The following is a 21431-nucleotide window of genomic DNA, read 5'->3' on the forward strand; positions in this document are numbered from 1 at the left end:
CAACGACACGCCAATGCTTACGTCGACAGTTGATGCACATTGTCCTATCCGGGTTAGGTCTATTTCGTCATCCGCTCTATAAGATGTGCCCGCGAGGATGATGGCTCGAAGCTATCTGAGAAATATTGCGTCTCACGGACCACCAAACCGTCGCGGAATTCCATGATGCTGACGGCATAAGAGGGCTTACCGTCATAAGTGAGTGTGAATTCGGTGACCCAGAGATCTCCGCTGCCGACACTTCGCCGGACTGTAAACCGCTTTTTATTTGGCTGGACGAACCGGCTTTCTTGAATGTTGCGTCGGCCGTGAATCCGCTCTCCAGATTGCGGATAATCCAGCAAGGCATCCTCGTGATAGATTTCATGTTCGACGTCGAAATCGTTTGCGTCAGACGCCTCCCAATGGCGCTCCAATCTCTTTCGAATTGTTCGATCTTCCAAAGGGATCTCCAACCTGCTTTTGCGGCCAGAATCTTCGTGACGACAAGCCGCCGTGCTTTCGCTGTTTGGTGGGATGCCGGAGGCGCTCCCGCCAGATGCAGCCGACCGCGGAACTCCGGCAGAATATGCCCGGAGAGAACCATCGGCAATCTGCCAATTTTGCGTCCCGGCGCGTCACCCCTACACGCTGATACACTTCGTTCGATTTTCGAAATATGCCGGACACGTCAATCCTTGAAACCGCTCTTCGTTAACGGGCGCCGCGACTGCGGCAGAAATCGAAGGAGAGTGTTTCATGACAAAGACCGACAATGTTACAGATCGGCGTCGCATCGCGGATCGAGCAATCGCCATAGCATTTGGTTCTCTGCTGTTCGTTCCGGCAGCCTATGTTTTTCCGGCCTATGCCGCCGATCTTACGTCGAGTGTTGGCGCGAAGGCGACGAGCACAGACGAAAGCGTCCGCCCATTCCAGATCCACGTTCCGCAGTCGCAACTCGACGACCTGCACAAACGCATCGCTGACACCCGATGGCCGGACAAGGAGACGGTCGACGACACCTCCCAGGGTATCCAGCTATCACAGGTCCAGGAGCTGGTTCGCTATTGGGGTACCCAGTACGACTGGCGCAGGGCTGAGGCGGAACTGAATGCGCTGCCGGAGTTCGTCACGACGATCGACGGTGTCGACATCCAGTTCATCCATGTCCGTTCACGCCACCCCAACGCTCTGCCCATCGTTCTGACCCATGGTTGGCCCGGATCGATGTTTGAATTCATCAAGACAATCGGACCTCTCACCGACCCGACCGCGTATGGTGGCCGGCCAGAAGATGCGTTCGACGTCGTCATCCCCTCGATACCGGGCTACGGATTTTCCGGACGTCCAGTCGATCAGGGCTGGGGTCCGGACCGGGTCGCCCGCGCTTGGGACGTCCTGATGAAGCGGCTCGGTTATGACCACTATGTTTCCCAAGGCGGGGATCATGGTTCGGTGATTTCCGACGCGTTGGCGCGCCAGGCGCCGAAGGGCTTGCTGGCAATTCATCTCAATATGCCTGCGACGGTTCCAGGCGAGCTCATGAAGGCCATCAACAGCGGAGACGCGGCCCCTGCAGAACTGTCGCCACCGGAGCGAGAAGCCTATAACTCTTTGAGCACCTTCTTCGGACGGAACGCTGCCTATGGCGCCATGATGGTGACCCGGCCGCAGACAATCGGTTACTCGCTCGCCGACTCGCCGTCTGGCCTGGCGTCCTGGATCTACGAGAAGTTCGCTCAATGGAGTGACAGTGGCGGCGTTCCTGAACGGGTCTTCTCCAAGGACGAGATGCTGAACGATATCACCCTCTACTGGTTGACGAACACCGGCGCATCGTCGTCGCGGTTCTACTGGGAAAACAACAACAACAACTTCAGTGCAGAGGCGCAGAAGACGAAAGACATCAAAGTCCCGGTCGGTATCACGGTATTTCCGAAGGAGATCTATCGCGCGCCTGAAAGCTGGGCCAAGCAGGCCTATCCCTCGCTGACCTACTATCATCAGGTCGAAAAGGGCGGGCATTTTGCCGCCTGGGAGCAGCCGCAGATCTTCGCCGAGGAAGTGAGAGCGGCTTTCAAATCCGTACGCTGACGACATCGAAATAGGTGGTCCTCATTCGAGGGCCACCGCAGTCTGACAAGGCGTCGCCGCCACGACAAATTGCGCATGACGGTCTTGCGGTTCTACAGCTTCACGCAGTCGGGCTTTAGCCTGCCATTCGGTGGACGGAGAGACCTGTCTGCTGGGCTTGGCACACGTGTGCATTTTCCTCCCTTCTGTCATTCCGATGTTACGCGCCAGGACTAGCAAGTCTCTGAACTCATCAGGGGCGTTTGCCTCGACAGCGAAGGGAGACAGGATATGAATAGGCGCGAATTTCTGATCACATCGTCGGCGGCTGCGGGCCTTCTGGCCCTTCCGCGCTTCGCCTCGGCCGCCGCAGGCACGATTGACCTCTACAGCGGCTCGGATTCCAATATCGTCGACCTCTGGAACAACATCATCCGTCCGGCTTTCGAAAAGGCTCATCCGGAAGCGGCGCTCAAGATCACCGATGCCGGCGACAATAACGGCCTTCGCGCCATCGCCGACCGCGCGCTTGCGGCATTGCAGACCAAGACCGATCCGCAGGCCGACCTCTTCGAACAGTTCGATCCGCGCCTCCCGGCCGGCGGCATCGATGCCGGTCTCTGGGTGAAATTCTCCGCCGAGAATGTCCAGGGCTTCGACCGGGTCAATCCTCTCGCTTTCGACACGCCCTACGGGCTGCCCTATCGCGGCTCGCAGGTTCTGCTTGCCTATGACAAGACCAAGCTCGATCCGAAGGATGCGCCGAAGACCTGGGAACAACTGACCGCCTGGATCAAGGCCAATCCCGGCCAGTTCATCTACAACCGTCCGGACAAGGGTGGCTCGGGCGGCAATTTCGTCCGCCGCGCCATCCATGAAGCCAACGGCCGCGATCCGAAGAAGTTCAAGATCGACAATTTCACTGCCGACTATGCCAGCCAGACGCTGACACCGGCATGGCAGATCCTCAACGATCTCGCGCCGTCGCTCTATCAGAAGGGCGCCTATACCGCCGGCAACACGCAGTCGATCCAGCTGCTCGCTCAGGGCGTCGTCACCATGGCTCCCGTCTGGTCCGACCAGGTCCTGCAGGCGATCTCGCAGGGCGTCCTGCCCGAGACGACCGGTCTCGTACAGCTCTCCGACCTTGCGCTCTGCGGCGGCTTCTCGGCCATGACGATCTTCACGAACGGCGCCAACAAGGACGCCGCCCTCAAGCTCGCGGCTTTCATGCTGACGAGCGAGATGCAGGAAGCCATTATTACCGAGATCGGCGGTTTCCCGGGCGTTTCCTGGGATCACATTTCCCAAGACCTGCGCAAGAAATATGCCGACGTCATCCCGGCGACCATCCCGACCTTCCCGGGCGGCGATTGGGAAAAGGCGATCAACGACGGCTGGTACCGCAACGTCGCTCCCGGAATCAGCCGCACCTGATGGCAATGGATGCCTTGCAGCCTGCGGTCGCGCGCCGCGCTCAGCCTCTCGGCAGGGGGAGCCTTTACGGGCTCCTCCTGGTCGGCATGCCGGTCTTTCTGGTCGGCTGGCTGATTATCTTTCCAATCCTCTCGGCAGTCGCTACCACCGTCTTCATCCGCCAGCCGGACGGGACGACCGAGTTTTCACTCGCCTCCTACCATTTCTTCTTCACCGATGGTTACAGCCTGAACAATCTCTGGCTGACGCTCTGGACGACCTTGGTGTGCGGCCTGCTGCTGCTTGCGATCGGACTTCCGATTGCGCTTTACCTGCGCTTTTCCGGCGGTCGCCTCGCCGCCTATGTTCAGGGCATGGCGATCTTTCCGATGTTCGTGCCCTCGATCATCCTGTCCTACGCCCTGATCCGCACGATCGGGCCGAACGGGACGGTCGACATCCTGCTCAATGCCATCGGCCTGCCGAAGCTGCCGAGCCCTTATCTGACCCCCTGGGGACCGGTCATTGGTCTCGTGTGGGACAATCTGCCTTTGACCGTGCTGATGCTGACGGCCGGCCTTACGTCTGTTTCCAACAGCTCCATCGAGGCGGCCCGCGATGTCGGTGCAACGCCTTTTAGGGTCTTCATCTCGATCATTCTGCCGCGCATGGGAAATTCGCTTCTGGTGACCGCCTCCTTCGCCGTTCTCGGCATATTCTCGGCCTTCACGCTGCCCTATGTCCTCGGTCCAGCCTCACCGGAGATGATGGGGCCTTTCATGCAGCGCACCTTTGCCGACATGAACGATCCGCTGAGTGCGCTGACGCAGGCGGTCATCACCTTCGGCTTCTGCCTTCTCTTCGGCGCCTTCTACGTCTGGTCGATCGCCCGCAATCGCGAGGGCCGATGATGCGCCAGTCGACTGCCTTGAAATTCGATTGGACGGGCCTCGCTCTTTCGCTGCTGCTGACGCTGTTCATCGCGTTGCCGCTGCTGGTCGTCGCCACTTGGGCCTTCACCGAAATCTGGCGCTATCCTTCGGTCATTCCCCAACAGTTCGGCCTGCGTTTCTGGTCGCAGACGCTGGCCCGCAAGGATGTCTGGGATGCGTTGTTCCTCAGCCTGCGCCTGACTGCGACCGTGACAGTGCTTTCGGCGATCATCTGCCTTCCGGCAGCCTACGCCTTCGCAAGAATGCGCTTTCCCGGGCGCAATATCCTGTTCCTCTCGTTTCTCGCCTCGCATGCCTTTCCGAAATTCGGCCTGCTGGTGGCGATCGCCGGCATCTTCCTGCAAATGGGGTTGATCAGTACCTTCTGGGGCGTGGTCCTGATCCAACTCGTCGGCACACTGATGTTGATGATCTGGATCCCGGTAGCCGCCTTCCAGAATGTCGATCGGCGCATGGAGGAGGCTGCACGCGATGCCGGCGCAACGCCGCTTCGCGTCTTCTGGTCGATCACCTTGCCGCAGGCCGCGCCGACCATATCCGCGGCCCTGCTCCTGACCTTCGTCGGTACTTTCTATGAGACGGAGGGCGCATGGCTGATCGGAGCGCCGGAGATCCGCACCATGCCGGTGCTGATGATCAGCTTCATCAACAACCAGATCGTCGTGCAATATGGCGCGGTCCTCTCCGTCATGCTGTGGGTGCCGTCCTTTGCGGCATTGATGTTCGCGCGCCGCGTCGTCGGCACCGGCGCCTTCGCGCGAGGCTTCGGCGCCTGAGCGCCGACAGAAAGGGTTTCAAGAATGGCGCATCTGGTGATTGAAGGCGTTTCGAAGAGTTTCGGCCACACCTTTGCCGTCCGAGACTTCTCGCTCGAGGTCGGTGACGGCGAACTCGTCTGCCTGCTCGGCCCATCGGGTTCCGGCAAATCGACGTTGCTTCGCATGATCGGTGGCTTCGAGCGGCCGAGCGAAGGCAGCATTCGTATCGACGCCAGGGATGTGACGAACCTGCCGCCGGAGCGGCGCCCGACCGGCATGGTGTTCCAGAGTCATGCTCTCTGGACCCATATGGATGTCTTCAACAACATCGCCTTTGGCCTTAAGCTGCGGCGCCTGCCGAAGGCCGAAATCCGCCAGCGCGTCGAGGACGCCCTTGCCCTCGTCGGCCTTGCCGATTACGGGCGCCGTGCAGTGACGCAGCTTTCCGGGGGGCAGCAGCAGCGTGTCGCACTTGCCCGCTCGCTCGTCCTCGAGCCGAAGATCCTGCTGCTCGACGAGCCTTTCGCCAGTCTCGACCAGCATCTGCGCGAGCGACTGCGGGAGGAGGTGCGCGACATCCAGCAGCGGCTTGGTATCACGACATTGTTCGTCACCCACGGTCAGGATGAAGCCCTGGCGCTTGCCGACCGCATCGTCGTCATGCGCGACGGCCGCACGGAGCAGGTCGCGCCGCCGAGCGTCATCTATCGCGAGCCGCGGACGGCTTTCGTCGCCGGCTTCATCGGCTCGATGAATTTCGTTGAGAGCGAGATCCGCAACGGCGTCTGTACGCACCCGCTTTTTAGCTTTTCCGTTCCCGTTGCGGATGGTCCAGTGACGCTCGCAATGCGTCCGGAAGCCTTGACGGTGCGTCCCGCCAGCCGGCCGGCAGATGCGATCGTCCATCGCGTTACCGATTTCGGCATGCACAAGATCGTCGATATCGACCTTGCCGATGGCATCAGGCTGAAGGCAATGGTTGCGCCGACCGATATGATCAGGGCAGGGATGGTCGTTGCTCCCAGCTGCTCCGGCTTCTTCGCCTTCCGCGATAATGCCCTGATCCATCAGTCAGCATCTGCCGAAGCGGCTGCATCCGTGCAACCGCTCTTTACGGCCTGAATGCCTCAGGCCTTCGGCTGAAAGCCTTCCTGTAGCCAGGGATAAAGTGCCTTGCTTGCCGCGAGGATATCGCCTTTGCCGCTGATGGCAGCACCGGAAAAGCGCGTGACGATGCCGCCCGCTTCCTCGACCATCAGCGCCGAGGCGCCGAAGTCATGGACTGACAGGCCGTCCTCGAAAAAGCCATCCAACCGGCCACAGGCGACATAGGCGATTGAAAGCGCTGCCGAACCGAGACGACGCACGCCGGCTGTATTGGCCATGAGGCGCCTGATCGTATTGAAATAAAGCTCTTCCGAGACTGCCTTGACCTGACCGGGGATCGGCAGACCGGCGCCCACGAGCACGTTCTGGATATCGGCGACCTCGGCGCAATGGATGAGTTCGCCGTTCAGCCAGGCTCCGCCGCCGGCCTCCGCACTGAAGAGTTCGTCCTGCATGGCGTCATAGACGACGCCGGCGACGATGCGGTCGGCCTCGGCGATCGAGATCGTCATGCCGAAATGCGGGATGCCCCAGGCGAAATTGGTCGTGCCGTCGATCGGGTCGATATAGATGACCGGCGCATCCGTGCCACCCTGGCGGTTGCCGACCTCTTCCTCGCCCTTGATCGCATAGGTCGGGAATGCGCTCATCATCTCATCGACGATGATCCGCTCGACTGCGACATCGATTTCCGTCTGGTAGTCGCGCGGCGCCTTGTGGACCATCTCGGCGGCCGTGCGTCGTCTGAGCGCATTGCGGGCCGTTTCTCCTGCTTTGAGGGCTGTTTCGGCGAGTACGAGGAGGCGGGGCGAGGCGGTTGGTGACAGGCGGGCGGCGGCCGAGGACAATTTCATGAAGATAATCCATGTGATGAGTGAGGATGGCGGGCAGTTCGATGTTTCTCATTGCAAATGCGCATGATGCTTTTATGAAGCGGCGCAATCGTATGCGACGTCGCGCCAATGCCAATCGGCTGTTGCTTCTCAGGTCATGCGTCGGCCCGCTCGGCTGCGGGTGCCGTGCAGGATTTTCGAAGGATCAGGTTTGGGGAAAAGATCGTCCGCGCAGCACTTGGCGGCGTTTTGTCGGAGATCTCGCTGAGAAGTGTGGAGATCGCCTTTTGGGCCATCTCTAGCACCGGAGCCGCAACGACTGTCGGCGGTGGGTTCATGATATTTGCAAAATCGAAATCGTCTATCCCGATGACCGAGACGTCATCAGGCACTCTGAAACCCATTTCGTGCAGCGCGTTAAGGACACCGAGCGTCATCATGTTCGACAGCGCGAAAATCGCCGTCGGCGGATCCGGCTCGCGCATGCGCCTGCTTGTGCTGTCATGCGCCAGCGCCTGGTCGAAACGCCCCTGAAGCAACAGACCGGGATCGACCGGCAGGCCGTGGGCGGCATGGGCCTGCATATAGCCTTGAAGACGATCTTCCCCTGTGACGATGTTGTTGCGTCCGGCGGTAACGGCGATCCGTCTGTGACCAAGGCCGATCAGATGTTCCGTGGCGATGCGGCCTGCGGCGATATTGTCAAGCTTGATCACGTCATAGGGCAAGCCTTCGATGAAGCTGTCGAGGAGGATCGTCGGCACATGGATCTTGTCGACCATGCGGGCGCCATGCTCGGCATCCGAGCGCGTCGGAATGATGATGAGCCCTTCGACGCGTTGCATGCGCATCATGGTCAGGATCTGCTGCTCGCGGTCATGATCCTCGCTCGTCGAATAGACCGCTGCCATGTAACCGGCATTGAGGCAAGCGGACTCGACGACCTTGGCGACCTTGGCGAAATGCGGATTGGTGATATCGGGCAGGATCAGGCCGATGAGCCGCGACTGGCCCATGCGCAGGCTGCGTGCGCCGGCATGTGGGATATAACCGATGTCGCGAACGGCCGCCTCGACCTTGGCGATCACCTCGTCGCTCACAGGGGCTGACCGGTTGAGCGCGGCCGATGCCGTCGATATGGCGACACCCGCCCGTTTCGCCACATCCTTGATGGTGGCCATCCCATCCTCCCGAGCTTTTTCTCGGACCCTCTTGCCATCGGGCCGTTCTGATGCTCTTATACGAAACGTTTCGACTAGGCAAATGACAGCTCGCGGGACCGGGAGGGATCTGGGTCCGCGATTTTTCTGCGGAAGAATACGAAACGTTTCGACCGGTGGAGGCCGGGACAATTGGGAACGCGCCGGAGGAGGCGCAAAGGGAGGATCACATGCATGAGTTATCGCGGCGTTCGCTGCTGATTTCGTCTGCCGCTCTTGCCGTCGGCGCAAGTCTCGGCCGCGCCTTTGCGCAATCCGATGTCACGGCGACCTTGAAGATGCAGGGCTTCGGCGGTGAGGCCGAGCTATCCGCCATGACCAACGCCATTGCGCGTTTCAACAAGAAGTATCCCAACGTCAAGGTCGAGCTTTCCGTTGATCCGATTTCGACGGGCTGGGGCGACTATGTCACCAAGGTCTTCAGCCAGTTCAACTCCGGCCAGCAGGCCGATGTCTATGGCACGGCGATCGAGACTTTCCAGAGCTTCTCGTCGCGCTCTCTCTTCCTGCCGCTCAACGATTTTGTCGCCGCCAATCCCGGTTTTTCGGACTTCGCTCCGAGCCTCTTCAAGCAGTCGAGCTACAAGGGGGATATCAACTATATCCCGATCGGCTGGAACAACATCATGATCAACTACAACAGGGATCTGTTCGACAAGGCGGGTGTTGCCTATCCGAAGGACGGCAAATGGACCTGGGACGAATTCCGCGATGTCGCCAAGAAGCTGACGGTCAAGGATGCGTCGGGCAATGTCACCCAGTTCGGTTATGAGGTGCCGAACCAGAACTTCTTCGTCCAGCCATGGTTCTTCTCGAATGGCACCGGCGCCATCAACGACGAGTGGACGGCATCCAACATGCTGGATCCCAAGGTCGCCGAAAGCCTGCAATTCCTCCATGACCTCATCCATGTCGACGGCGTCTCGCCAATCCCCGGCAAGGATATGATGGACAACCAGTTCATGGCCGGCCAGGTGGCGATGATCAGCCGCGGCCACTGGATCGTCCAGAGTGCCAAGAACAACAAGCTCAACATGGATGTCGCCGTTCCTCCGAGCAAGGAGAGGGACACGACCGTGATCGGCTTCGGCGGCTACGCTGTCGCCAAGACAAGCAAAGAGCCTGACCTTGCCAAGGCGCTGATTCTCGAGCTGACGAGCGAGGAAACGCAGAAGGAGGAGGGCGAAAAGGGTGGTGGCGTTCCCGGCCGCAAGTCGGCCGCCGAGACGCCGGGATTCCTCAGCTTCCCGCCAAGTGCTGCGCTCTACTACCAGACGCTGCCGAACACCAAGGCCGTGCCGTCGCCTGCCAATTTCCAGGAGGTCGAGAAGATCTTCATCCGCTACTACACCGCGATGATGGCAGGCGAGGTCTCGATCGCCGACGGCGTGAAGCAGGCAGATGCCGAGCTCAACGCCTCCTTCCAGCGGCTGAAGAAGCGCATGGGCGGCTGATCGATCCAAGGTTCTCACGATAGCCCTCCCGCCGTCGCGGCCGGGTGGCATGTTGCCATCAAAGGCATCTGCCATCCCGCGTGCGACGGCTGACAAACCATGTCCGTCTATTCGAGCCAGATGCCATGACCTCGACCATTCAAAGACGCCAGCCATCGCAGCTCAGCCGCGCACAGGCAACAACCGGCTATCTCTTCGTGCTGCCGGCAACGGTGCTTTACCTGACCTTCGTGATCGCGCCTGTGATCGTCACGACGATCCTCGCCTTCGCCTACTACGATCCGATGCTCGGTTCGCAATGGGTCGGTTTCGACAATTTCATCCGCTTCTTTACCGACCAGCGCTCGCTTCAGATTCTCTGGAACACATTGCGTTTCGCTCTCTTTGCCGTCACTTTCAACGTTTCGATCGGGCTTTTACTGGCGCTGGCGCTGAACCGCGCCATGCCGGGCTGGCTGCTTTATTTCTTCCGGCTCGCCTTCTTCTTGCCCGTCATCATCGCCGCCGCTTTCGTCTCGATCGTCTGGACCTACTTCTATGGCGATGATCTCGGCGTCATCAATTATTACCTGCGGCTGATCGGCCTTCCGGGTGTGCGATGGCTGACCGATGCCGGCCAGGCGATGACCTCGATCATCATCATGGACGTCTGGAAGAATACCGGCTTCTTCATGGTCATCTTCATCGCTGCCCTCCAGGGCGTGCCGAAGAGCATTCTGGAGGCAGCGGTGATGGACGGAACGCCCGCATGGCGCCAGTTCTTCCGCATCACGCTGCCCTATATCTCGCCGGTCGTCTTCTTCTGCATCGTCTACGCCTCGATCGGCGCGCTGCAGGTGTTCGAATCGATCGTCATCCTGACACAGGGCGGGCCGGGTGACGCCACGCGCTCGCTGTCGATCCAGATCGTCGAGGAGGGCTTCGGCAGTTTCCAGATCGGCTATGCCGCCTCGATCTCCGTCGTCATGACCGTGATCATCCTCGTCATCACCGCCATCCAGCAGATCCTCTCGCGCAAATGGGTGCAGCAATGAACAATATGATGCAGACGCGCGCTGCCCGGCGCTGGATCGACTGGGCGATCATCGCCACCATGGTGGCGATGGCGATCGGCATGCTGCTGCCCTTCCTATGGCTGTTTTCGATGTCGTTCCGCCCGGTTTCGGATGCCTACAAGCTACCGCCAAGCTTCCTGCCGCCGAATTTCGATCTCACCAACTACCGGCAGGTGCTGGCCTCGCGCGTGCCGTTCCTGGAGATCTACTTCAACTCGGTCATGATCGCCGTCATCGTCACCGTCGGCCAGATGGTGACCTGCACGCTTGCTGCCTTCGCGTTCGCGAGGCTGAACTTCCGCGGACGCGATACATTGTTCTTTGTCCTGCTTATCGGACTGATGTTTCCAGCTCAGGTGACGATCCTGCCGATCTATCTCGGCTATGCGCGGCTTGGCTTGCTCGACCGGCCGATCGGGCTGGCGCTCATGTATCTCACCTCCAGTTTCGGCATCTTCCTGGTGCGGCAATTCATGCTCAGCCAGCCGAAGGCGCTGGAGGAAGCGGCACTGATGGATGGTGCGGGTTATGTCAAGATCTTCTGGCGGATATCGCTGCCGCAGCTTCGCCCGGCGCTTTCAGCCCTCGGCATCATCACCTTCACCCAGACCTGGAACTATTATTTCCAGGCCAAGGTGCTCTTGAGCTCGAATGAATCGCTGACGCTGCCGGTCGCGATGGACGTGCTGCGCGGCTACATGGCCTCCGGCAACCTCTCGGTGGTGATGGCGGCCATGAGCATGTCGATCCTGCCCGTCGTTCTCCTCTTTCTCCTCGCCCAGAAATTCGTGATCGAAGGCATCACGATGAGCGGCATCAAAAACTAACCTCAGGGACATTGATTTCATGTGGGATGATCTCGCCTCCATCGAACCTCGCTTTGCCTATAAGGGCGAGCGCACGCGCCATATCGCCTTTCCGCTCGGCGGCATCGGCTCCGGCGGCCTGTCGATCTCCGGCAGTGGCCGGCTGATCGATTGGTCGATCCGCAACCGCCCAGCGCTGCAGGGCTATAACGGCTACTCGCATTTTGCCATCAAGGCCGAAAGGGGCGGAGAACTGGTCGATGCCCGTGTGCTCAATGGGCCTTACGATCTGAACCCTTCCGGGGCGCCGGGTCTGCGCAAGATGTTTGATGGCTTCGGCCACGGCGCTAACCGCCAGACTTTGGTCGGCGTGCCGCATTTCCACGAGGTCGATTTTTACGGGCGTTTTCCGACAGCCGATCTGGTCTTCAAGGACGAGCGTTTCCCGGGTGGCGTCAGGCTTTCGGCGCTGAGCCCCTTCATTCCGCACAATGATCGCGATTCCTCGATGCCGGTTGCGATGTTCGAATTCGAAATCGTCAATGATACGGCGGACGAACTGACCTACACGCTTGCCGGCACGCTCGGCAATTACGGTTCGAACAGCGGCATCCATAGCTTCAGGCAGGAAGGCGGGATCAGCAGCCTGCATCTGACCTCGTCCGATACCACATTGCCGGCGACGCAACGCGGCGATCTGACGATCGCAACGGACGCAGACGACGTCGACCACACCGACCATCATTATCGTGGCCAGTGGTTCGACGATCTCTCAGTTTACTGGAAGGAGTTTGCAAGACCTGGTCGTCTGCCGAAGCGGCATTACGACGAGCCGCGCGCCTCCCGGCACATGAGCCTGCAGCCGGAACATGCCACGCTTGGCGCCCGCTTCATCCTGGCACCCGGTGCGCGCAGGAAGGTGCGCTTCGTCATTACCTGGAACTTCCCGCAGGGCGATGTCTACTGGGCCTATCGCGATAAGCCGGACGGCCTCATTCCCGATCGGCCGACGCCGAGCTGGACGAACTATTATGCGACACAATGGGCGGATTCGACTGCAAGTGCTTTTGAGGCGCTGACGCGATGGGATGCATTGAGTGCGGCAACCGCCGCCTTCCGCGATGGATTGTTCGACACGACGCTGCCGGCGGAGGTCAAGGATGCTGCGAGCGCGACGCTTGCATTGTTGCGCACGGCCACCTGCATCCGGTTGGAAAATGGCGCGCTCTGGGCCTGGGAAGGCCAGCATACGCAGGATGGCTCCTGCGAAGGCACCTGCACACATGTCTGGAATTACCAGCAGGCGGTCTCGCATCTTTTCCCGGCGATTGAGCGGACGCTGCGCGAGACCGAATTCAGCTACAACCAGTTGCCGACCGGCGGGCTGACCTTCCGCCAGAAGCTGCCGCTCGGCTCAGGTTTCGACATCATCGGCCCCTGCGCAGACGGGCATTTCGGCGCGATCATCAAGACCTATCGGGACTGGAAGCTTTGCGGCGATACCGAATGGCTGCGCCGCTACTGGCCGAACGTCAAACGAGCCATCGAATATGCATGGTCGCCCGAAAATCCCGATCGTTGGGATCCCGATCAGAGCGGCATCCTGTCCGGCCGCCAGCATCAGACCCTCGATATGGAGTTGTTCGGCCCGAATTCCTGGCTCGCCTCCATGTATGTGGCAGCCCTGCTCGGCGTCTCCGAAATGGCGGCGGTCCTCGGCGATACGGCGCTGTCGGAAAAGACGGCGCGCATGGGCAAAGCCGGTGCGGCCTATATCAATTCCGAACTCTTCAACGGGCGCTGGTTCATCCAGAAGATCGATCTCTCCGACAAGGGCGTGCTGACGCCCTTCGATGTCGGCCGCACCGCCGGCGTGCTTGCCGACGGTTTCATGGAAACCTACTGGTCGGAGGAGTTCCAGGAGCTCAAATACCAGATGGGCGAGGGCTGCATCTCCGACCAGATCCTCGGCCAATGGCATGCCGAGGTTGCCGGCATCGGCGGTTTCCTCGATGCCGACAAGGTGAGGACCGCGTTGAAATCCGTGCACAAGAACAACTTCCGCCCGACGCTGGAAGATCACTTCAATCCCTGCCGCAATTATGCCTATGAGGATGAGGCGGGGCTGTTGATCGCAACCTATCCTGAAGGCATCCGCCAGCCAATGGTGGCGGCCCCCTATGCCGAGGAGGTCTGGACCGGCATTGAATATATGGCTGCCTCCCACCTCATCATGCATGGTCTCATCGAGGAGGGCATGGATATCGTCTGCGGTGCCCGCAACCGCCATGATGGCTCCCGCCGCAATCCCTGGAACGACATCGAATGCGGCTCCTACTATGCGCGCTCGATGTCTGCCTGGCAGCTGGTCAACGCCTTCTCCGGCCTGCGTGCCGATTTCGTCGCCGGCACACTTGTCTTCACACCGAAAGTGCAAGGCGACTATCGTCTATTCTGGTCGGCCGGCAGCGCATTCGGCACATTGACCCGCAAGGGCGATGGCCTCAGTCTCGCGGTGCTCGGAGGCAGCCTCAACGCCGCTGAAATCTCGGTGGACGGGCTGAAACACCGTCTTGCCGAGAGGAAGCCTGTCGAGGCGGGCCAGTCGATTGAACTCGGAACGGTGGCGTAATGGCCGGCATTGAACTCAAGGCAGTCCGAAAAGCCTTTCAAAGTCTCGAAGTTATCCACGGCATCGACCTGAAGATCGCCGACGGCTCTTTCACCGTCTTTGTCGGGCCTTCGGGTTGCGGCAAGTCGACCCTTTTGCGCATGATGGCCGGGCTGGAGGAAGTAACGTCGGGCGAAGTCCGCATCGACGGCCAGCGCTGCGACCATCTTCTGCCGTCCGCACGGGGCATGGCGATGGTCTTCCAGTCCTATGCGCTCTATCCGCATATGAACGTCGAGCAGAACCTTAAATTTGGCCTGGAGAACCAGAAGCTCGCCAGGCAGGAAATCACCGCCCGCGTTGCCAAGGCGGCCAGTATTCTGCAGATCGAGCACCTTATGACGCGTCGCCCGAGCCAGCTTTCCGGCGGCCAGAGCCAGCGTGTTGCGATCGGCCGCGCCATCGTCAAGGAACCGAAGGCTTTTCTCTTCGACGAACCGCTCTCCAATCTCGATGCCGAGCTGCGTGTGAAGATGCGCGGGGAACTGATCAGCCTTCATCGGCGGCTGAAATCGACAATGGTCTACGTCACGCATGATCAGGTTGAAGCAATGACCATGGCCGACCAGATCGTCGTGCTCAACGAAGGCCGCATCGAACAGGTCGGCCCGCCGATCGAGCTTTATGCACGCCCGGCAAACCTTTTCGTCGCCCGCTTTCTTGGCGCACCGCCAATGAACCTTCTTGCCGGCCGGATCGCGCGCATCGGTGACATGTTGGGCGTTTCGCTTGAGGACGGCACCCATATTCCCTTGCCCGGTCGCCCGGTCGATCTGCCTGATGGAGCCCCGGTAACGTTCGGCATAAGGCCCGAACATTGCGAAATTGGCGAAGGCAGCCTGCAAATCGTGGTCGGCGACACCGAAATCCTCGGTTCGGAAACGATCATCCACGCCGAGACGGCGGCCGGAAATGGTTTCACCCTGGCACTGCGCGGCATCAGCCGGGCAGCCTCCGGCGAACGGATCCCGATCGTCATACGCGAGCCTTTCGTCCATTTATTCAACGAGGCCGGCGCGACGATCGGCTCTGGCAATGATTGGCGCGATGCTTATCTAAATTGAACCAAGTTCAATCAGCTTCTGCAACATGTCGGTTGGGGTCAAAGCCGCCGGTGAGGGCTCCTCCCGCGGTCGGTTATCCTGTTACCGACCGATTATGAAAGGCTGCGTCCGCCGTCACCGAGACAGGAAATTGGAGACCGTGAGGTCCACGAGTTCGTCTCCCCGGCCGTTCATTACCGCGCGAATGGCCCAGAGGCCGAAACCCTTCACCTGCGCTGCTTCGATCCTGGGCGGCATCGATAATTCCTGCGTGTTCGTAACGACGTCGAGCAGTGCCGGGCCGGGATGCGCCAGGATTTCCCTGATGGCACCGTCAAGCTCGGCGGGATCTTCCACGCGAACGCCATGGACTCCGGCCGCGCGAGCAACCGCCGCAAAATCTGGATTCTTGAGTTCGGTGCCGGTCTCGAGGAAGCCGGAAGCCTTCATTTCCATCGCCACGAATCCGAGAACAGAATTGTTGAAGACAACGACCTTCACCGGCAGATTCTGCTGAACGAGCGTCAGGAAGTCACCCATCAACATGGCAAAGCCGCCATCGCCGGACATGCTGATGATCTGGCGCTCCTTGTATGTTGCCTGTGCCCCTATCGCCTGAGGAAGGGCGTTGGCCATCGACCCATGAACCAGGGATCCGATCAGGCGACGCTTTCCGTTCATTTTCAGGTAACGTGCAGCCCAGATCGTTGGGGTCCCGACATCGAAGGTGAAAACGGCATCGTCGGAGGCATGTTCGCTCAGAAGGCGTGCCACATATTGCGGATGAATCTTGCCGCCCTCTCTGCCGGTGGCGAGGTCGTCGAGGCCTTCCCGCGCCTTCTTATAGGCGGCAAGGCAGGCATCCAGATGATCCCGGTCCGTTCGCTCCGTCAGCTTCGGCAGCGTTGCCGCCAGTGTCGATTTGACGTCGCCGACGATTGCGAGATCCAGCGAGGCCCTGCGGCCGAGATTTTCCGGTCGAATGTCCACCTGTACGATCTTGGCGTCGGTTGGGTAAAACTGCCGATATGGGAAATCGGTGCCGAGCATGACAAGCGTGTCACATTCCAGCATGGCCTTGTACCCCGAAGAAAAGCCGATCAGGCCGGTCATGCCGACATCGAAGGGATTGTCCCACTCGACATGTTCCTTGCCGCCGAGCGCGTGGACAACAGGCGCCTTCAGCCGATCTGCAAAGGCGATCAATTCGTCATGCGCCCCTTCGCAGCCGCGTCCGCACAGAAGGGTGACTTTCGAACTGTTGTTGAGCAGTTCCGACAGTCGATCGATCTGATCGTTCGCCGGCACGACGTTCGGCTGGGACAGCGTGAGTGCGGCCGCTGTCGAAATCTTCGCCGTGAAATCAGTCAATGCCACGTCGCCCGAAATGACCACGACTGCAACGCCGCGCTTTCCGATGGCCGTGCGAATAGCCGTTTCGATCACTGCCGGCAATTGTTCCGGATGGCTTACAAGCTCGCAGTAGTGGCTGCATTCCCGGAAAAGTTGCTCGGGATGCGTTTCCTGGAAGTAGCCTCTGCCGATCTCGGCTGAAGGTATCTGCGCGGCAATGGCAAGGACGGGCACGCGCGAGCGGTGGCAGTCGAACAGACCGTTGATGAGGTGCAGGTTGCCCGGGCCGCAGCTTCCGGCGCAAACGGCCAGTTCGCCGCTAAGATGGGCTTCGGCCCCCGCTGCGAAGGCGGCTGTCTCTTCATGGCGGGTGTGAATCCACTCGATGTCGCCCCTCTTTCTGAGCGCTTCCGTAAGCCCGTTCAGACTGTCGCCGACTACGCCATATATCCGCTTCACCCCGGCTGCATGCAGCACCTCTGTCAGTACATCAGCTACCTTGGACTTCATCGAAAGGCTCCTACGCTTTTGGGTTTTCGGGGTCGATGGTAAAAGGAAGCTAGGCCTCGCTCTAAGCTTCTCAACCCGCAGAACTATCAGAGTGGCAGAGACAGCAAACTGGACCTTGGTGTAGGCGGCGATGGCGAAGAATGCGGTTTGCCCGTTATCCCAGGAGGCTGCCAATCAACCGGGAGCACAGGTTCGGTCCGCGCAGAGCTTTTGCTCCCGTCAATAGAGTTGGCGAGCTTGTTCTTTACGGTCGGGCTGCCGCGCAAGGCGACGCGGCGGCATCGTCGAGGCCGCTCTGGACACGACCGTGCCGTAAGAGAGCAGGTGGCCAGGAGGCCGGAAGAGGTTCTCCCTCTATCGGACCCCCCTATGCTTCGATCCGCTCCCGCCCTTTGATTGCGTCGGTTACGAGCGTCTGGAAGCGCGGATGCCGACGCAGGTTGTCCAAGTCGGAATCATGGGTGAACCACTTGATGTGGTAGACCGAGCTGCGGGGCAGCAAACCTTCCAGAATATCGATTGCGCGCTCCACATGGCCCAGTACGGAATGGACGCAGGCGAGGTTATACTGGGCGACGATATCATCGGGATCGATGGCAATTGCCCGTGCGGCCCAATCGCAGGCGCGCCCGGCGTCGCCGAGATGGGCAAGGGCAAGGGCGCCGCGATGGGCGGGACCGGAGTTTTCCGGGTTCTGATTGAGCGCGCGCTCGGCTCTCGCAATGCCTATGCGCGCCCAGCTGTCCTTGTCCACCGTCCGTCCGAGAGAGTGGTAGGAGGACATCAGATGGATCGGCGATACGTAATCGTCGGGGCGGATTTCGGCGGCGCGGGTAAAATAATGCACTGCCTCGGCGAAATCCCCATGCATGAAGAAAATGCGGGCATAGTGGAAATTTGCTTCATAGAGATTGGGATCAAGCGCAAGTGCGCGTTCGAAGGATGCCGTGGCCTCGTCGTCCTCGCCGTTCTGGTGGAGCGCCAGGCCGCGGGAGGCATGGGCCTCGGCAAGGTCGGGATCGAGTTCCAGGGCTTTGGCGCTCATTGCGAGAATGCGCTCCAGGGGCACGTCGTCCGGCGCCCAGTCGCGGATTGCAGCATCGCAATCGGCGATGCCGGCATAGGCGCGGCCATAATCCGGATCGAGCTCGACGGCCTTGTAGAACATGCGCCGGGCAAGTTGCAGATAGGACTTGGTCCAGGTGTGAGAGAGCTGCCGGCCTCTCAGGTAATAGGTATAGGCCTCGACATTGGCGGTTGGCTCGGCGGCGATCGCCTTGCGCTCTTCCGGCAGGAGCCGCACCTTCAGCTGGCCGACGATCGCGTTGGTGATTTCGTCCTGGATGGCGAAGATATCGGTGAGGTCACGGTCATAGCGTTCGGCCCAGAGATGATCGCCGTTTGTCGTGTCGATCAGCTGGCCGGAAATGCGCACACGCTTGCCGGCAATGCGGACGCTGCCTTCCAGCATATAACGCACGCCGAGCTCCTGGGCGAGCTGCTTCACTCTCACCGACGTGCCCTTATAGGTGAAGACGGTGTTGCGCGGCACCACATGCAGGCTGGAGATCTTGGAAAGATCGGTGATGATGTCCTCCGTGATGCCGTCGGAGAAATAATCCTGATCGGCATCACCGCTCATGTTGGTAAACGGCAGGACAGCGATGAAGCAGGTGTTGCGGTTCTGTGCGACGAAGCGGGTGGAACTCGGCTTCTCGAAGGTAACCGTGTAGACCTGAACCGGCTGGCGGATATTCTTGAACACGTGTTCACCTAAAAACTCGAAACCGAGATTGAGGCGTGAACCGACCTGATCGCGCACGATCGACGAGACGGCGATGCCGCCGACCGGGGCGACGCCTTCCAGGCGCGCGGCAAGGTTGACACCATTGCCGAAAATGTCGTCATTTTCGACCACGACATCGCCGAGGTTGATGCCGATGCGGAATTCGACCCGCTCCTCCTTTGGCACATTTTCATTGCGTACGGCCATGCTGCGCTGGATTTCGGCGGCGCAGGCCACGGCATTCACGACGCTCTGAAACTCGGCCAGGATGCCGTCGCCCGTCAGCTTGACGATGCGGCCCTTGTAATCGGATATGCGGATGTCGACCAGTTCGCAGCGATGGCGGTTCAACGCCTGCAGCGTGCCGGCCTCGTCGATGCCCATGAGCCGGCTGTAACCGACCACATCGGCAGCAAGGATGGCACTCAATCGCCGCTCCATGATCCTCTCCATGGATTGTCTCATGTCAGTGTCTCGCTTTTCCAGATTTGGACCGCGCTAAGGCTCCCCCTGCAGCCAATATCTTTCGATTCGGCGTGCTGTCACGGCGGCGCAGAGCCTATATCGTTACGGCGCAGCATCAATACTCCGAACGGGCGAAGATTGCGCCAAACGATAGCCCTTTCGGATGTGAAAAATCCCGGACGTGGTGAGGCGCGCAATTTTGAGGCAGTGCGTCGATTTGGAATACGTCCCGGAAGGAAGGTTCAGGCGAGGAGCGCTCAAACCGGCGCAGGGCTGCCGCCTCGCGCCCGTTCCTCGTCTCTGAGCGCTTGCGAGCACTGCCATAAAAGCCGCGCTCCATGGAAGCGCGGCTTGATTTTGATAGAACCCGCCGGTTACCTGGCGGGTTCTGTTCGGCGATCCTATTAGCCGCGGAAGAGCGACAGGATGTTCTGCGAAGAGGAGTTGGCGATCGAGAGAGACTGGATCGCGAGCTGCTGCTGCGTCTGCAGGGCAGAGAGCTTGGAGGACTCTTCTTCCATGTTGGCGTCGACCAGGCGACCGACACCGGAGTCGATCGAGTCGCTGAGCGCGTTGACGAAGTCGTCCTGCATGGTGATGCGGGTGGAGATCGAACCGAGCTTTGCACCGGCAGAGGTCATCGCCTTCAGAGCGTTTTCGACGTTGGTCAGAGCAAGGCCGAGTTCGGCCTGACCGAAGGACGTGATGTCGAGCGAGTAGACCGAGCCGATCGTACCGCTGGTCGTGCCGAGGATGCCCGAGGTGGTTTGGAGCGCACCGGTCGTGGTCATGCCGAACAGAACGTTGCCGTTCGATGCGGTGGACAGGGCRTAGTCGGTCATCTTGACGGAAACGCCGTTCGAACCATCGCGAACGAAGGAGGAAACGACGCTCTTCGTGCCGTTGACACCGGCAACCCAGTTTTCACCGGAGAAGGAAGCCGACTGAGCGATGCTCACCAGCTGGTCCTGCAGCTGGTCGATTTCTTCCTGGACCTTCTTCTTGTCGACGCCGTTTTCAGTTGCGGCAACGATCTTCGCCTTGATTTCGCCGACGACGTCGATGGCGCTGTCCATGGCGGTGTAGGCGGTGTCAACCTTTGCGGCACCGAGGCCGAGCGCGTCGGAAACGGCCGAGAGGGCCTTGTTGTCCGAACGCATGGTCGTTGCGATCGACCAGTAGGCAGCGTTGTCGGAAGCCTTGCCGATGCGGAAACCGGAGGAAACGTGATCCTGGGTCTTGTTGAGGCCCTGGTTGATGCCACGCAGCGTCTGGAGAGCTGCCATTGCAGCGTTATTGGTGTTGATGCTCGTCATAGTTTGCTTGCCCCTTTTGGCAGATGTTAGGAAGGGACATTCCGGATTTGGGCCGGCCCACAGCGATCAGCATCATGCCTGTTAACCATTCTCGTTAAGGTTAACTCGCCGTTTCGATGGGCCTAGAAAACAGCAAGATGGTTAAGGAAAGCTAAATTCCAAAATGAAATTTCATAAAAAAATCTGAGACTTAGAAGCGTTTCCGTTAACCTTATATTAAAATATTCGAGGCCGGGAGTTACCCGGCCTCGAGACTTTTCGCGATGTGGCTGAACCGCTCTTAGCGGAAGAGCGACAGGATGTTCTGCGAAGAGGAGTTGGCAATCGAGAGCGACTGGATCGCGAGCTGCTGCTGCGTCTGCAGGGCAGAGAGCTTGGAGGACTCTTCTTCCATGTTGGCGTCGACCAGGCGGCCGATACCGGAGTCGAGCGAGTCACCCAGAGCGCTGACGAAGTCGTCCTGCATGGTGATGCGGGTCGAGATCGAACCGAGCTTTGCACCGGCAGAGGTCATCGCCTTCAGAGCGTTTTCGACGTTGGTCAGAGCGAGACCGAGTTCGGCCTGACCGAAGGACGTGATGTCGAGCGAGTAGACCGAGCCGATCGTACCGCTGGTCGTGCCGAGGATGC

Annotated in this window: 17 protein-coding genes; 10 read left to right on the forward strand and 7 right to left on the reverse strand. The window is 60.0% G+C overall.

Annotated elements, in window-relative coordinates:
* Positions 1-59: 59 nt before the first annotated feature.
* Positions 60-443 (reverse strand): nuclear transport factor 2 family protein, encoded by a 384-nt coding sequence (locus tag AC1DUP_RS33845; RefSeq protein ID WP_113312052.1) that lies wholly within the window; start codon positions 441-443, stop codon positions 60-62.
* A 295-nt stretch (positions 444-738) separates the two neighbouring features.
* On the opposite strand from AC1DUP_RS33845, the gene AC1DUP_RS33850 reads away from it, so the two are divergent.
* The 5 genes from AC1DUP_RS33850 to AC1DUP_RS33870 all read left to right on the forward strand — a co-directional run bounded on the left by AC1DUP_RS33850 (position 739) and on the right by AC1DUP_RS33870 (position 6304).
* A complete protein-coding gene (locus AC1DUP_RS33850) occupies positions 739-2076 on the forward strand; it encodes an epoxide hydrolase family protein (RefSeq protein WP_113312051.1) in 1338 nt (445 codons plus the stop codon).
* Between the two features lie 270 nt (positions 2077-2346).
* Positions 2347-3492, forward strand: coding sequence for an extracellular solute-binding protein (locus tag AC1DUP_RS33855; protein ID WP_113312050.1), 1146 nt, complete (start codon positions 2347-2349; stop codon positions 3490-3492).
* Positions 3492-4382 (forward strand): ABC transporter permease subunit, encoded by an 891-nt coding sequence (locus AC1DUP_RS33860; RefSeq protein WP_113299524.1) that lies wholly within the window; start codon positions 3492-3494, stop codon positions 4380-4382. The genes AC1DUP_RS33855 and AC1DUP_RS33860 overlap by 1 nt, the downstream gene beginning before the upstream one ends.
* Positions 4379-5200: an ABC transporter permease subunit gene (locus AC1DUP_RS33865; protein ID WP_113312049.1), complete on the forward strand. Its 822-nt coding sequence runs from the start codon at positions 4379-4381 to the stop codon at positions 5198-5200. The genes AC1DUP_RS33860 and AC1DUP_RS33865 overlap by 4 nt, the downstream gene beginning before the upstream one ends.
* 24 nt (positions 5201-5224) lie before the next feature.
* Positions 5225-6304: an ABC transporter ATP-binding protein gene (locus AC1DUP_RS33870; RefSeq protein WP_113312048.1), complete on the forward strand. Its 1080-nt coding sequence runs from the start codon at positions 5225-5227 to the stop codon at positions 6302-6304.
* A gap of 5 nt (positions 6305-6309) precedes the next feature.
* Here the strand turns inward: AC1DUP_RS33870 and AC1DUP_RS33875 are convergent, their stop codons facing one another.
* Both AC1DUP_RS33875 and AC1DUP_RS33880 read right to left on the reverse strand, forming a co-directional pair.
* Entirely contained in the window at positions 6310-7143 is an 834-nt protein-coding gene (locus tag AC1DUP_RS33875) for an inositol monophosphatase family protein (protein ID WP_113312047.1), read from the reverse strand.
* Between the two features lie 134 nt (positions 7144-7277).
* Positions 7278-8303: a LacI family DNA-binding transcriptional regulator gene (locus tag AC1DUP_RS33880; protein WP_113508010.1), complete on the reverse strand. Its 1026-nt coding sequence runs from the start codon at positions 8301-8303 to the stop codon at positions 7278-7280.
* Positions 8304-8512: 209 nt separating this feature from the next.
* Between AC1DUP_RS33880 and AC1DUP_RS33885 the strand changes: the two genes are divergently transcribed.
* The 5 genes from AC1DUP_RS33885 to AC1DUP_RS33905 all read left to right on the forward strand — a co-directional run bounded on the left by AC1DUP_RS33885 (position 8513) and on the right by AC1DUP_RS33905 (position 15392).
* Positions 8513-9796, forward strand: a complete 1284-nt coding sequence (locus tag AC1DUP_RS33885; protein ID WP_115036784.1) for an ABC transporter substrate-binding protein — start codon at positions 8513-8515, stop codon at positions 9794-9796.
* Between the two features lie 125 nt (positions 9797-9921).
* A complete protein-coding gene (locus AC1DUP_RS33890) occupies positions 9922-10830 on the forward strand; it encodes a carbohydrate ABC transporter permease (RefSeq protein ID WP_477836879.1) in 909 nt (302 codons plus the stop codon).
* Positions 10827-11678: a carbohydrate ABC transporter permease gene (locus AC1DUP_RS33895; protein WP_115036786.1), complete on the forward strand. Its 852-nt coding sequence runs from the start codon at positions 10827-10829 to the stop codon at positions 11676-11678. Before AC1DUP_RS33890 ends, AC1DUP_RS33895 begins: the two co-directional genes overlap by 4 nt.
* 19 nt (positions 11679-11697) lie before the next feature.
* Positions 11698-14289: a GH116 family glycosyl-hydrolase gene (locus AC1DUP_RS33900; protein WP_477836881.1), complete on the forward strand. Its 2592-nt coding sequence runs from the start codon at positions 11698-11700 to the stop codon at positions 14287-14289.
* Positions 14289-15392 carry a sn-glycerol-3-phosphate ABC transporter ATP-binding protein UgpC gene (locus AC1DUP_RS33905; RefSeq protein WP_115036837.1) on the forward strand — a complete coding sequence of 368 codons (1104 nt, stop codon included), beginning with the start codon at positions 14289-14291 and terminating at the stop codon, positions 15390-15392. Before AC1DUP_RS33900 ends, AC1DUP_RS33905 begins: the two co-directional genes overlap by 1 nt.
* A gap of 114 nt (positions 15393-15506) precedes the next feature.
* Here the strand turns inward: AC1DUP_RS33905 and poxB are convergent, their stop codons facing one another.
* The 4 genes from poxB to AC1DUP_RS33925 form a co-directional block, all read right to left on the reverse strand.
* Positions 15507-17234, reverse strand: a complete 1728-nt coding sequence (gene poxB / locus AC1DUP_RS33910) for a ubiquinone-dependent pyruvate dehydrogenase (RefSeq protein WP_477836883.1) — start codon at positions 17232-17234, stop codon at positions 15507-15509.
* Between the two features lie 367 nt (positions 17235-17601).
* Positions 17602-19461: a TPR end-of-group domain-containing protein gene (locus AC1DUP_RS33915; RefSeq protein ID WP_477836892.1), complete on the reverse strand. Its 1860-nt coding sequence runs from the start codon at positions 19459-19461 to the stop codon at positions 17602-17604.
* A gap of 428 nt (positions 19462-19889) precedes the next feature.
* Positions 19890-20801, reverse strand: coding sequence for a flagellin N-terminal helical domain-containing protein (locus tag AC1DUP_RS33920; RefSeq protein ID WP_477836885.1), 912 nt, complete (start codon positions 20799-20801; stop codon positions 19890-19892).
* Between the two features lie 280 nt (positions 20802-21081).
* Positions 21082-21431 (reverse strand): flagellin (locus AC1DUP_RS33925; RefSeq protein WP_477836887.1); only part of this gene is annotated, 350 nt, incomplete at its 5' end.

The sequence above is a fragment of the Rhizobium sp. 01L419 genome (genome assembly GCF_056400025.1).